The sequence below is a fragment of the Colwellia sp. M166 genome (assembly GCF_024585285.1).
Lineage (GTDB): Bacteria > Pseudomonadota > Gammaproteobacteria > Enterobacterales > Alteromonadaceae > Cognaticolwellia.
Window position 1 is genome coordinate 938941 of the sequence record NZ_CP040755.1, and the last position, 13256, is coordinate 952196.

At 38.6% G+C, this 13256-nt stretch carries 13 protein-coding genes and 2 pseudogenes; 6 read left to right on the forward strand and 9 right to left on the reverse strand.

Annotation, left to right across the window (positions count from 1 at the left end; genetic code table 11):
* Nucleotides 1–321: 321 nt before the first annotated feature.
* The 3 genes and pseudogenes from FGD67_RS04290 to FGD67_RS04300 form a co-directional block, all read right to left on the reverse strand.
* Nucleotides 322–1521, reverse strand: a pseudogene (locus FGD67_RS04290) (IS91 family transposase).
* Nucleotides 1522–1621: 100 nt separating this feature from the next.
* Nucleotides 1622–1834 (reverse strand): tyrosine-type recombinase/integrase, encoded by a 213-nt coding sequence (locus FGD67_RS04295; RefSeq protein ID WP_257173846.1) that lies wholly within the window; start codon nucleotides 1832–1834, stop codon nucleotides 1622–1624.
* Nucleotides 1835–1867: 33 nt separating this feature from the next.
* Nucleotides 1868–2092, reverse strand: coding sequence for a tyrosine-type recombinase/integrase (locus tag FGD67_RS04300; protein WP_257173847.1), 225 nt, complete (start codon nucleotides 2090–2092; stop codon nucleotides 1868–1870).
* Between the two features lie 218 nt (nucleotides 2093–2310).
* Between FGD67_RS04300 and istA the strand changes: the two are divergent.
* Nucleotides 2311–3856: pseudogene (gene istA, locus FGD67_RS04305) on the forward strand (IS21 family transposase).
* A gap of 28 nt (nucleotides 3857–3884) precedes the next feature.
* Nucleotides 3885–4649, forward strand: coding sequence for an IS21-like element ISShfr5 family helper ATPase IstB (istB, locus tag FGD67_RS04310; protein ID WP_257172029.1), 765 nt, complete (start codon nucleotides 3885–3887; stop codon nucleotides 4647–4649).
* A gap of 72 nt (nucleotides 4650–4721) precedes the next feature.
* Here istB and FGD67_RS04315 read toward each other — a convergent pair whose 3' ends face one another.
* Nucleotides 4722–5054, reverse strand: a complete 333-nt coding sequence (locus FGD67_RS04315; protein WP_257173848.1) for a site-specific integrase — start codon at nucleotides 5052–5054, stop codon at nucleotides 4722–4724.
* Nucleotides 5055–5440: 386 nt separating this feature from the next.
* Here FGD67_RS04315 and FGD67_RS04320 point away from each other — a divergent pair, with 386 nt between their 5' ends.
* Entirely contained in the window at nucleotides 5441–6394 is a 954-nt protein-coding gene (locus FGD67_RS04320) for a hypothetical protein (protein WP_257173849.1), read from the forward strand.
* A gap of 302 nt (nucleotides 6395–6696) precedes the next feature.
* Here the strand turns inward: FGD67_RS04320 and FGD67_RS04325 are convergent, their stop codons facing one another.
* Nucleotides 6697–7254 carry a helix-turn-helix domain-containing protein gene (locus FGD67_RS04325; protein ID WP_257173850.1) on the reverse strand — a complete coding sequence of 186 codons (558 nt, stop codon included), beginning with the start codon at nucleotides 7252–7254 and terminating at the stop codon, nucleotides 6697–6699.
* 80 nt (nucleotides 7255–7334) lie between these two features.
* On the opposite strand from FGD67_RS04325, the gene FGD67_RS04330 reads away from it, so the two are divergent.
* Both FGD67_RS04330 and FGD67_RS04335 read left to right on the forward strand, forming a co-directional pair.
* Nucleotides 7335–8522, forward strand: coding sequence for a benzoate/H(+) symporter BenE family transporter (locus FGD67_RS04330; RefSeq protein WP_257173851.1), 1188 nt, complete (start codon nucleotides 7335–7337; stop codon nucleotides 8520–8522).
* 125 nt (nucleotides 8523–8647) lie between these two features.
* A complete protein-coding gene (locus tag FGD67_RS04335; protein WP_257173852.1) occupies nucleotides 8648–9130 on the forward strand; it encodes a tyrosine-type recombinase/integrase in 483 nt (160 codons plus the stop codon).
* Between the two features lie 18 nt (nucleotides 9131–9148).
* On the opposite strand, the gene FGD67_RS04340 is transcribed toward FGD67_RS04335, so the two are convergent.
* From FGD67_RS04340 to FGD67_RS04355, 4 genes are all read right to left on the reverse strand, one after another.
* Nucleotides 9149–10711 carry an IS66 family transposase gene (locus FGD67_RS04340; RefSeq protein WP_257173853.1) on the reverse strand — a complete coding sequence of 521 codons (1563 nt, stop codon included), beginning with the start codon at nucleotides 10709–10711 and terminating at the stop codon, nucleotides 9149–9151.
* A 107-nt stretch (nucleotides 10712–10818) separates the two neighbouring features.
* The gene (gene tnpB / locus FGD67_RS04345; RefSeq protein WP_257173854.1) at nucleotides 10819–11061 is read right to left on the reverse strand and encodes an IS66 family insertion sequence element accessory protein TnpB; all 243 of its coding nucleotides are present in this window, start codon (nucleotides 11059–11061) and stop codon (nucleotides 10819–10821) included.
* The gene (tnpB, locus tag FGD67_RS04350; protein ID WP_257173855.1) at nucleotides 11024–11167 is read right to left on the reverse strand and encodes an IS66 family insertion sequence element accessory protein TnpB; all 144 of its coding nucleotides are present in this window, start codon (nucleotides 11165–11167) and stop codon (nucleotides 11024–11026) included. The genes tnpB (FGD67_RS04345) and tnpB (FGD67_RS04350) overlap by 38 nt, the downstream gene beginning before the upstream one ends.
* Entirely contained in the window at nucleotides 11167–11463 is a 297-nt protein-coding gene (locus FGD67_RS04355) for an IS66 family insertion sequence element accessory protein TnpB (protein WP_257173538.1), read from the reverse strand. Before FGD67_RS04355 ends, tnpB (FGD67_RS04350) begins: the two co-directional genes overlap by 1 nt.
* Before the next feature lie 192 nt (nucleotides 11464–11655).
* On the opposite strand from FGD67_RS04355, the gene FGD67_RS04360 reads away from it, so the two are divergent.
* Nucleotides 11656–12207, forward strand: a complete 552-nt coding sequence (locus FGD67_RS04360) for a GNAT family N-acetyltransferase (protein ID WP_257173856.1) — start codon at nucleotides 11656–11658, stop codon at nucleotides 12205–12207.
* Nucleotides 12208–13256 lie beyond the last annotated feature (1049 nt).

The following is a 13256-nucleotide window of genomic DNA, read 5'->3' on the forward strand; positions in this document are numbered from 1 at the left end:
TGTTTAGGTTTGTTAGTCACCAGCCGCTAATCTCAAGCCAAAAAATCACCCACCATCCTTGTCAGGCATGTGTCGAACAAAGCTTCATTGTGGAAACCGCGGGAACTAGATGCTTACTATGGGGATTGTTATACCGTGGTTTGTTGTTAAGTGAAATAATTCTGAGATCATCGAAGGTTGATAAGCTATTTCATTGAGCATAAATCACCTTTACGTATTTTATCATAGCTAGAGTATAGCTGGTTTCTGCCGATTTATGGGCTTTAGGCAGAGTGATCCCTTATCAAGTATTAGATAATATATAATGTCTTGTTACGGCAATTAATTCACAAGTTTCATCGGTGGTACGCGAGGCTTCAACTGACTGATTAAGATTTCTTTGATCACCATTGGCCCGCCACATTCAGGGCAAACAAAAACAGGCTCTTGCTCATGCTTAATAGGGGCAGCTTCAAGTAAGCCCTTAGTTTCAGGAATGACTTCAACCACGTTGAGCAATTGTCGAGCCTTCACCAAGTTCTTTTTACAGCCCGTATTGGCGATCAAACCATAGTGACGAATGCGATGAAAACCTGAAGGTAGTGTGTGTAGCAAAAACCTTCGAATAAACTCATCATTGCTTAGTGTCATAGTACGATATCATCTGGATGCTTTAGCACGGTAATGCTTACAGCGAAATGTTACATTATTGCTATCACTCTTAACTAAACGACTATTAGATATGGCAACCCTATGCGTATAACGTGACAAGTAGGCAAATACAGCTTTTGGCCCAGCAAAGGGACGCTTAGCATAGACAATCCATTCTTTTTTGCGTAATGGCGTAAGCCATTTAGCAAACAATTCCTCATCTTCAAGCGGTTCATCATTACCGAAAAACATCAGCGAATGTTGCTGATATGCTTGAGCTAGTTTTTCTAAATATAAACGCCTAAATAATCGTGATAGTACGCAAACAGGAAGAAAGAACCCTGATTTACATGGTACCCAATGCTCGCCATCAGCAGATAATCCACCTCCAGGTACAATACCATGTACATGCGGGTGATGAGTCATCGTAGAACCCCATGTATGCAGCACAAATGTCACACCAAGTTTAGCCCCAAGACGTTTTACATCAGCACCAATCGTCAGTAATGTTTCTGCTGCAACTTTCAACAATAAACCATACATCACTGATTTGTTGTAATACGCTAAGTTAGCAACCTCTTTGGGCAAGGTGAACACCAAGTGATAATAATCCACAGGCAACAGTTGTGCTTGTCTGGCTTCAAGCCATATTTTTGCTGAGCTTGCTTGGCATTTAGGACAATGACGATTACGGCAGGAATTGTAATATATGTGAATGTGCTCACATGCTTGACAACGTAATATATGCCCACCGAGCACTTGCGTTCGACAGTTTTCAATCGCTGACATGACTTTCAATTGGCTTAAGCCTACATGTCCTTGATTTATATCACGCCATTGCTGTCCATGATGACGAAATATATCGGCTATCTCTAATTGAGGATGAGTCATGATAAATACTCACGACTTGTCCTTCTTTTCTAAGGCATCTAATGGCTAATGACTTCTTGCAATAAATTAGTAGCGACTTGAGCATATAAGGCAGTATTTCCTAATTTAGCGTGCCCAAGTAATATAGTATTACGCGAATATCAACATGGGCTTCAAGTAAGTGAGTGGCAAAGCTATGACACAAAGTATGCATTGATACTTTTTTACTAATACCTGCTTGTTTAGCTGTTTTGACACAAATTCGACTTAATTGTCGAGCCGACATATGGTTAATGGGATCAAGTCCTGGAAACAACCAACCTTCACGATACATTTGTCCGTGTTTATTGGCAAAACACCACCAATGTCATAAATGCTTAAGCAAGGCGGGAGATAACTTAGCGTATCTATCTTTTCTTCCTTTACCTTGTTCAACACGAAGTACCATACGCTCACTATCTACATCACTAACTTTCAGTGATACGACTTCGCTAACGCGAAGCCCTGAGCCATAGGCTACGGAGAATGCTGCATGATATTTTGGGTGTGCGGCAGTGGCAAGGAAGCGTTTCATTTCTTTAAGATTCAGCACTGCATATTCTCATGCATCGCGATCACCTAATACCATCTAAGCCGATCACTTAATACTATCCATCGCGATCACTCAATACCATCGATGCAGATCACTTTTTGGTCAAAATGGTATTGAGTGATCGGCTTGAATGGTATCGTTCAATTTATACTCATTTTTGTCTATCCAGTAGGTGTTTCTAACCGTTATTCTTTTCATTTTTGATGATGAGAATAACCATGCCAACGGCACCTATTTCAATGCGTAAACTTAAAGAGATTTTAAGACTAAAATACGACTGTAAACTCAGTCATCGAAAGATAGCAAACAGCTTATCTATTTCACCTTCAATTGTTTCTAAATATGCCTGTAAATCAGCAGAGTTAGGTATCACTTGCTGGCCGCTTGATGAAAAATGGGATGATCATTCTCTGCAACGAGCATTCTTCAAAACAAAGCCCCGACTAAAAGGCTTTAGTATTCCTGACTGGTTGTTAGTTCAGCAGGAGCTGCGACCCAAAACCATGACGCTATTGCTGCTTTGGCAAGAATACAAAGAGCGACACGAGGAAGGATTTTACAGTTACACCCACTTCTGCCGACAGTACAAGGCATGGCTTAAATGTCAAAAACCGTCCATGCGACAAAACCATAAAGCAGGTGAAAAACTGTTTGTTGATTACTGCGGCCCAACTATGAATATTGTTGATGCTAGTACAGGTGAATACCGTACAGCTCAAGTGTTTGTCGCAGTTATGGGCGCATCTAATTATACGTATGCGGAGGCAACGTATAGCCAAAAGCTAGAAGATTGGGTGATGAGTCATGCTCGCTGTTTTGAGTTTCTTGGTGGTGTGCCAGAGCTGGTAATCCCTGACAACTTAAAAAGTGCGGTAACTAAACCTTGTCGATATGAGCCTGATTTAAATCCAACCTACCAACAATTGGCGACACATTATGATACGGTCATTGTGCCTGCTAGACCTTATAAGCCCAAGGATAAAGCCAAAGCAGAAGTGGGTGTGCAAATTGTCGAACGCTGGATAATGGCACGGCTTCGCAATGAAAGCTTCTTTAGCTTGCGCCAATTAAACCTAAAGATACAAAAACTGCTTGTCGACTTAAACCAGCGGAAAATGAAGAAGCACCCTGGTTCAAGGCTCAGTCAGTTTGAATCCATTGATAAACCTGCTCTCAAACCACTACCCACACAGGCTTACAGTTACACCTTAGTCAAACAAGTAAGCGTGCATATTGATTATCATGTCGAAGTTGAAAAACACTACTACTCAGTACCTCATACCTTGATCAAACAAAAGCTTGAAGCCCATGCCACAGGTCAACTGGTGACACTTTTACCATCAGGGTGTTCAAGTAGCCGTTCACCCAAGATCACACCGAGAAGGTGCACACACCACGCTTGATCTACATATGCCAATAGCTCATCAAAAGCAGCAGCAATGGTCACCACAACGGTTCGAACGTTGGGCAGCTAAGTTCGGTGGTTCAACGGAGCAGTTTGTTATGCAATTGATGCAAGCTAAAAAGCATCCAGAGCAAAGCTACCGTGCTTGTATGGGGTTATTAAGCCTAGGTAAGAAGTTTACTGACCAACGTCTTGAAGCAGCCTGTCATCGCGCATTAGCCACAGGTGTTACTCGCGTAAAACAAGTAAAAAACATTTTAGAAAAGGGCTTGGATAAGCAACCCTTGCCACAAGCTCAAGGTGATTTACTACAAGATATTGATCATAAAAATATCCGCGGCAACAACTATTACCATTAATCAAAACTAACAAACCAAAGGAAATCTTATGCAAAATATCAATCAACAAGTCAATAACCAGTTAAGTAACTTAAAGCTAAGCGGTATACGTGATGCACTATTGCAGCAATATGAGCAACCCAATCTCTACGTTGAACAAAGCTTCGAAGAGCGACTAAGCTTATTGCTTGACCATGAAATAACTCAGCGTGATCAGCGTAAAATTGACCGCCTAACTCGACAAGCAAAGTTCAGAGTTGGCGGTACGCTTGCTCAACTCAACTATGGCGCAGCACGACAACTAGATAAAACTCAGATCCGTTCATTAGCACAAGGTGAATGGCTACGCCTTCACCAAAACATTTTGATCACGGGAGCAACGGGGTGTGGCAAAACTTACCTCGCTTGTGCTCTTGGTCAAAACCACTGCCAACAAGGGAGTAGCGTTTATTATTTTAGGCTTAAAGAGCTATTAGAAAAGATGTTCTTAGCGCAAGCCGATGGTAGTTATCGAAAACTGATCAACAAGCTTAGCTCTGCCAATTTACTGATCCTAGATGATTGGGGATTAGAGCCATTAACAGCTCAACAACGCAGTGATTTACTGGAATTAATTGATGCGAGATATGACACAAAATCGACCTTAATTGCCAGCCAATTACCGATAGAAAATTGGTATGAAATGATCGGAGAATCGACACATGCTGATGCGATCCTAGATCGGCTTGTTCACGGAGCAATAAAGTTGGAATTAAAAGGCGAATCGATGCGAAAAAAACTAAATTCCTTGACTGATGGCGATCACTCAAGTTAGATTTTACTAAGGTCTACTGGCAGACAAAAAAGTGATCGGCTTGAATAGTATTGACCGATCGGCTTCATGATATTACGCAAGCACAATAGGTAAGTTACGTGCCACAGGTATATAGCTTAATTTAGATACCGTTTGTGGTTTGTCTAAAGTGGTCTGGTATAAAAATTTCAAGCCAGAAATCATGCTATTAATGGTTGTACCCGAACTACCATCATTGACTAAAAACAACTGAAATTCGCGTAACTCTTCATGAGTAATATTTTCAGGAGAGTGTTGCAAATATTCACATAATCGGTTGATGGCTCGAATGTAAGATATTTGGGTTTTCGTGGCAAGTTTGCGCAGACTCATATCTTCGTTAATACGTTGACGAAGGGCGGGGTCAAAATGTGTTGAAATGTTCATATTGAAAACTCCTAGTAAATTGAGGCGGAATACTTCAATGCTAAGAGTAGAAAAGAATACAGAAGTTTGAATATGGTACAGAGCTAGAAAAGAGCACCATTACCGCGGGAGCGGTTTAGTTCAATGAGCTTGCAGGGGTCAGTAACCCACCAATATTGTTTGACTGGCTCTGAAGCCACCAAAGCAGTTATTGGTACTTTATCTTAATGGCAGGAAATCCGACAATATGACGCGAGTGTGCTAATTTTACTAAGGAGTAAATAATGCAATACGCATACAGTTTTGTACGTAACTTTATATTGTTTTAAGCTTATTTATTGTAAAGTAAACCAATTAAAATTTTCCAAGAATTTAATTGCGGAACGATTGTAAGGACACGATGACCCATGACGCCACGTAGAATTAACCTATACCTTATATCTATAATTTTTATTGCTAGCTTTGCCACTGTCCTTCTCAATTATATAGATAGTAAATCAGTTTCAGACTCCTTGAATGCTGAACTTAACACTCAAAATACTCCACTACTAAAATCAGTAGTTAAAGAAATAGACGGTATTCCTACAAAGAAACCAAATGGTAATGCTTCTAGAGAAAGACCAATACAGAATGATCAAATGGTCGTCATGCACAGACCTGATTGGAAATTAGATGGAAATTTTAAAGATCATCTCGAAGAACTAATTATTATCGCGGCAAACGGAGATAGTAAAGCAAACTATATTATTGCTATGAATTTAAGGCATTGTTATTACGCTCCTGCCGATGACATTGCACTTGATAAGAAGTTAGAACAAGCTTACGAATATAGCGATGCAGATATAGCAGTTGATAGAATTACGGAAAGATATAAGTATTGCTTTGGCATTAAACTACAACAACGTAATCAGTTCTTTAAATACTTAGAAATAGCATCAAATAGAGGATACGTAGTAGCGCAGGAAATCATGGGTAGCATCACTCCTGAGTTATTCATGAAGTCTCAAGGATACGAAGAACTAGAACGAAGTGATTTCATTAGAAAGCGTGATAATTTTATTGATCAGAAAGTCAGATATATTGAGCAAGCGGCTCAAAATGGAAGTATCAAGGCATTAGCAAAACTTTCCAATATGAATCGCTCGCAAATCATCGGTGGAAATGGTTATGTTAAATCTTATGCATTTAATCAATTAATTCTTGAGTTTACTCAAAATAATGAAATGTATAACAGATATTCATGGTTTCAACAAAAGTTATACCCGCAGCTAACGCCTGAGGAAATAGAAAATGCATTGGCAATGTCGGAGGAATGGTTAAAAAAGATTAAAATAAACGGTACATTGTATTTAAATGATTAGGATAATTTAATTTAACCTGAATTTAGTGCTTTATAAAACGTACAAAAGTGTAACCTAAGAACAACTTACTTGTGATTTCAATAGACTCAAAATTGCCGTTTAAGGATTAAATATCAATGACTGGTTTGAGCTTGCAGGAGGCATCGAACCACTATCCAGATTACCCCTTCGACTGACGAGTTAGCCACCATTGCGGTCGTTAACGTATTGTATTGGCCTTGCTGAAAAATGCTAAAAGTGGAAGAAGATAAACAATAGCATTGTCTACAATAAAAGAACCACTTGGTATTAATGACTTTTACTTATACTGAGAATTTATTTTCACTTGTATAATAAATAATATTATGAAATACGGCCTGACTTTCTGACACATTACGGTAACCGTGCTTTTGATTTGCATTGAATTTTACAACTCCACCTTTATTTAAATGGTGCCATTGATCATTCAACAAATATTCAATCTCGCCTTCTATAACTAAAATCTGCTCTATCACCCCATCGTTATGAGGAGCAGATATTTGCTGATGCAGTGGAGCTAAGGTTAAGCAAAAAACTTCACTTTTTGTTTCTAGATCGAATTGAAATAAAGTAGAGATAGATATACCAGATTCACTATTCAACATGCTTTGAGATAAATCATTATCCTCAATCGCTACGAAAAAATAGCTTAAAGGCAAATGAAAGCCAGTGGCTATATTCCATAAACGTGCAACTGTAGGGCTTGATTCTCCTCGTTCTATTTGTCCTAGCATAGCCTTTGAAACACCTGTGTGCTTACTTGCAACATCAAGACTCCAATCTTTATTGGTTCTTGCCAACTTTAGTTGGAGACCTATTGCATTGTTGAAATTTATACTCATGACTTCCCTTGTGCGCTATAACGCATAGTGGTACATTGTGCGCTATAGCGCACGACGAAGTCATTGTGAGGTAAATAGGTATGTTAGTCAATCGTATAATAAGCTCGACTGTAGCAGGGTTGGTTGCCGTTGTTATTGGTTTTGCCAGCTCCGTAGCTTTGATCTATCAAACAGTTATTAATTTAGGCGGTGATGCAAGTCTTGCATCAAGTTGGATATTAACTTTAGGGTTATCAATGGGCATAACTTCTATTGCCTTATCCTTTTATTACCGTGTGCCAATACTGATTGCTTGGTCAACACCAGGAGCTGCATTACTTATTGCCAATACTCAAAATTTTAATCTCAACGAAGCTATCGCTGGTTTCATGTTCTCTGCACTGTTAATTTTCTTGTGCGGTATTACTGGTTGGTTTGAAAAATTAATAAATAAACTTCCCTTTCAACTTGCTTCCGCAATGCTGGGAGGAATTTTGATTAATTTTGGCATTGGTGTTTTTAATCAAATGAATGAGACACCACTACTGGTTATTGTCATGTTTGTGACCTATTTAGTTTGTAGACAGTTAATTCCCAAATTCACTATGTTAGTAGTGTTGCTCATTAGTGTAATAACTGCGTGGCAACTTAAGTTAATGACGTTTACGGCATTTTCTTGGCGACTAAGTGAATTTACCTATATTTCGCCTGAATTTAGTATTTCAGCAATATTAGGCATTGGTATTCCCTTATTTCTTGTCACGATGGCAGCACAAAATTTGCCAGGTATTGCGGTATTAAAAGCACATAATTATAAAGCCCCTGTATCTTCGATATTAAGTGTTACAGGTTTTGTTAATATGCTTGCCGCCCCTTTTGGTGGCTACGCAATAAACCTAGCAGCGATAACAGCAGCAATTTGTATGACGGAAGACGTGAATAAAAACCCTGAAAAGCGTTATTGGGCAGCGATTTCGGGAGGTGGATTTTATCTATTAATGGGAATTTCTGCTGGATATCTGATGGAAGCTTTTTCATCATTGCCAAATGCACTTATCTATTCATTAGCTGGTATAGCTTTATTTACTACTATCAATAGTAGTATTCAACAAGCACTTTCTGAAGATAAAATGTCTGAGGCGGCAATAATTACCTTTCTTGTAACAGCCTCTAACTTGACGCTATGGGGCATTAGTTCTGTATTATGGGGGTTAATAGCAGGCTCTATAACATTAATTGCTCAAAACTTGCTAAAGAAATCTAACTATAAGCGAACCGATATTATATGAAGAGTTCATTTTATCCTCTTATCGCTTACATAATTAACGTTCAACAACCGAATATTAACGGCAGCTATGAGCTTGAAGCTCACAATAGACCATACTTAGTTCTCCATTAATAACGGAGAACTATCATGTTTTCTTTAACCGTTTATAAACCAACTGAGCCATGGAATAAAAACAAAATTGTTGGGCAAAAATTACCACTTAAACTACAACAAATTTGGGCAATCCGAATCAGGCTAGAATTAGTGAATAATATAAGAGACCTTGCGCTTTTTAACCTTGCTATAGATAGTAAATTAAGAGGGTGCGATTTAGTTGCTCTAAAAATAAGGGATATTGCTCACGGAAAAACTATTCAGTCGAGAGCTATTATTGTTCAAAAAAAGACAGGATTACCCGTTCAATTTGAGCTTACCGAAAATACACGTCATTCAGTTCAAGCTTTAATTACAAACTCTCATCTAAGCTCAAACGATTATTTGTTTAAATCACGAATACACTCGTCAGAACACCTATCAACACGTCAGTATGGAAGAATTATTGATGCTTGGGTTTCCATGATTGGTTTAGATCAAACCCAATATGGAACTCATACGATGAGAAGAACGTAAGCGTATGGGGAAAGGCGTCTAGTCTTGCTTGATGTTCCAAGGCAGTAGATGTTCTAGGCTCTCTGGCTTTTTAGCCAGTTCATTTAAACAGGTTTGCAAATAACTATCGACCAGCAAGCCATTGGCTTTAGCAGTTTCAACAAAACTGTAGAGTATTGCACTGGCATTAGCACCACGCGATGTATTTGAAAACAGCCAATTTTTACGACCAATTACAAACGGCTTTACTGCTCGCTCTGCACGGTTATTATCAATATTGATACGACCATCTTTGAGGTAGGTTCCAAGTTTATGTGCTTGGTTATGCCAATAAGTTAAGGCTTCGCCTAGTTTACTTTTGGGCGGTATTTTTTCTCGATTTTCAATGACCCAACGATGGATGATATCAAACAGCGGTTTTGATTTTTCTTGTCTTGCTTGATATTTCTCATCGCTATTTTTTGTTTTGATATTTGCTTCAATGCCATAGAGTTTGCCAATTAAGCTCAATACCACATCGGCTTTACCTGTTTTGTTTTTACCTTGCGCGGTTTTCGCATCAATGAATTTGCGACGTGCATGCGCCATACAGCCGGCTAATATCGCCTTTGTTTTTCCGTAAGCAGCATAACCATCAACCTGTAAATAATTACTATAACCGTCAAGAAACGTGATGGGGCATTGCGCTGCTCGGCTGTTGTGATAATCATACAAGACGATGTTTTTTGTTTTATTGTTACTCAACTTATCCTCACCACAGCAGTACACCCACATATAGCTGGTCGTCTTTTCTTCTCGAATAACCTTTAATGGGGTTTCGTCAGCATGGATAACCGCTTGCGCAAGTAACTGCCTTTTTAAGGCAACATATAGCGGCATCAACAACTCACTGCAACGTATTAACCAGTCTGACATCGTTTGGCGACTTAAACTTATGCCATAGTCGTTAAACAGCCTTTCTTGACGATAGAGCGGTAAGCCATATTGGTATTTAGCTGTGATGAGCTGGCTGAGTAAGCTTGCCGTGGCAATCCCTTTGGGGATTGGCGTTGAGGGCATTGGCGGTGTTTTAATGTGATTGGTGATACCTGTTTTCTCACACTGCTTACAGGCATATTTGGGACGAATAGTTTCAATTACCTTGATATGTGCAGGAACGAACTCGAGCTTTTCACTGCGTGACTCCCCGATTTTATGTAAGCTATTTTGACAGCAATTACAGATTTTCTCATCAACAGGTAAATCGATTGTCACGACTTGACGCGGTAAGTCTTTGGGAAGCGGTTTTCGTTTCGGTGTGTTTTTAATGGTTGCTGCTTGCTTGCCATCAACCTCGGCTAAGAGCATTTTATCGGCTTCATCCAAGGTTTCTTCGGCTTCATTGAAGGTTTCACCTTCGCCAGGATTTTTCTCTGAGCTTTTACCGAACGCTTTGCGTCTAGCGATTTCATAGCGCTCGATCAGACCATGAATAATTTCATTTTGTTTAGCTAACTCTTTATCTTTTTCTGCCAATGCTCGGGTTGTGTTAACTTGCAACTCAAGTAACATTTTCTTGAGTTGTTCTGGGTCGTTGGGCAGTGAGTTAACATCTATATTCATGCACACAGCTTAGCAAAATTTACATTGGCTATCTGCTTTGTACGTCAAATAATATAGGGTTTGCGTACACGATCATTGACTACCTTTTGATAGTCAATGTGATCCCCTCAAATCACCGATTCATAGTGTAATGGATCATGACCTACAACATCATAACCCGAGAGTAACCAAGCCAATTGCTGCTCCGTTAATTCAAACACTTGGTTTGATACTTTACTTGGCCATTTGAATTTCTGTTTTTCTAGGCGCTTATACCACAACGCAAAACCTGTTTTATCCCAATAGAGAATTTTAAGCTTGTCTCTGGCTTTGTTACAAAAAGACGAACAATGCGCCAGTATAAGCGTCATGTTCAAGTTCACCTTCAACAATACCAACCAAGCCATTTATCGATTTACGAAAATCGACAACATCTCGGTGTAAAAAGACTTCAGGTACTTCACTAAACATTTTCATTAAACCAATGCTCGTAATACTTGGCCTAAGTAAGTGGCACAGGTATTTGAAGGAAGCTTTAATGTTGCTTTCCCTAACGTCAATTCAATGGGTGGTTGCTGCGTTATCAATTCAACTTGTTGGGTGACTTGGGTACGAACAAAGCTGCTGGTAGTGATCCCCAGCTTTTTACGAAAGACATAAAAACTAGAGGTTGCTAATTGATGTTTACGGCAATAATCAATGATGGTTAAGCCACTAGCTTGCTGTTCAGTAAGGATAGCTCGCCATTGTTCATGGCTTCGAGTTATTTTCATAAGTTACTCCAAATAATTGTTTGAAGTAACTTAACTTGAACTCGGCACATTGTTTAGATGCTCTTTGCCGGACGCTTACCAAAAACTTATTCATAGTGCATTGAATCTATGAGATATTAGTTTTAATTAGGTTACAGTCTAGAGCAACTAAGCCTATACCAAAATATACTAGATATATCACCGAGGATTTAAGTGAAATTTCCAACATTAGAAACTCCACGATTAAAGCTTACTCAACTATCAAGTAATGATAGTGAAGCACTATTAAACATTTTTTCTGATACAAAAGTCGTTAAATTCTACGACATAGAAGCTTATAACACGGAAGAACAGTCGCTAAAATTAATTGAGTTTTTCAATACCCGTTTCAATGATGGTGTTGGCATTAGATGGGCTATTCGTTTAAAAAGTACTCATCAGTTAATAGGTACTTGTGGCTTTAACTCGTGGAACCGTAAAATGAAAAATGCCGGTATAGGTTACGAACTCTCTTCTCAGTTTTGGGGGCAAGGTTACGCCACAGAAGCACTACATAAAGTGATTAATTCTGCCTTTTCAAATCAACTACCCTTTGGCGAACTTTATAGAATTCAAGGCGATACTATGCTGGGTAATAACGCTTCAGAGTCAGTGCTGCTAAAACTTGGATTTAAAGAAGAAGGTGTTCGTCGCGCTAGTGGCTATTGGAAAAACGAATTTCACGATTTAAAATGCTTTGGCCTATTAAAGCCTGATTTCAAATAGTACTCGATAACATTAAAGGCACTTACATTAGCTCAAATCTGAATTGACAGTTGTGGTTGATAAGTTTTATCAAATCAGACAGTCGCAAAAGCCACCAAAGCCGTCATTCACGTTTGAAATATTAACGTTCACTTTGTGGCATAAGTGATCGTACAGAGACAACATTTCACTGGCAGGAATAGAGCTTACAGGAGTCATAGCTGTTATAGCATCAACAAGCCCAATTGAACATCACCGTGACTGGCTCCTGCGTCACCATTGCCGACATACGTCAAATACTAAAAACGACTTAGAAGAACGGCTTTTTAACCATTGCACCCACCGATTGAACTCAAGCGAAAAAGTAGACATTCGAATGCGCTTTCTAGCGAATGATCATAAGTTACTACTTATAAGATAATAACTTCTAATAGGTAATCGTTTAAAATTCGTACATCAATGTATTCTACAATTTAATTGGAGGGTATCAATAGTTTTTTGTAAGTCACCAACAAAAACACTTGCACAATTGCGCTTTCGTGTATACATTGAGTTTACTTAATTGATTTCATCAAAATGTTAGTTGAATGAAAATTTTGTGATGTAACAAAAATATACTTAAAGATTTGTCTATTAGAGTCAATGAGGAAGACAAAAAATGAAAAATAATAAATTATTTTACTCCAAACAGACTATCAATATACAAGTTTAGTATTTTTAATTTCAATTGCATGGAGTGTTTATAGACTTGATTTGGTTATCGCTTCGATATGATTTCTATGAGGGTACTAGGATATTTGCATGTTTACAATAATTCATCTTAACCCCTAAATATAGAAAAAGCTGTGTCATGCTCCCCACACTATGTAGTTAGGAACTAACAACTCAAAAAATAAGCGATAGTTTTACCGCTGTAAGTTGGCTTACAGCGTGTTAGAAAACTTTACGACCCAAATGACTTTTTTATATATGCTCTGTCTAATTTTGACTGCTAATTAATAATTGTCTGCTCTTAAGTTGCAGTTCAAAAAAGCTTTTTATAGGGTACGTTTAAATTCAACCATTTACAG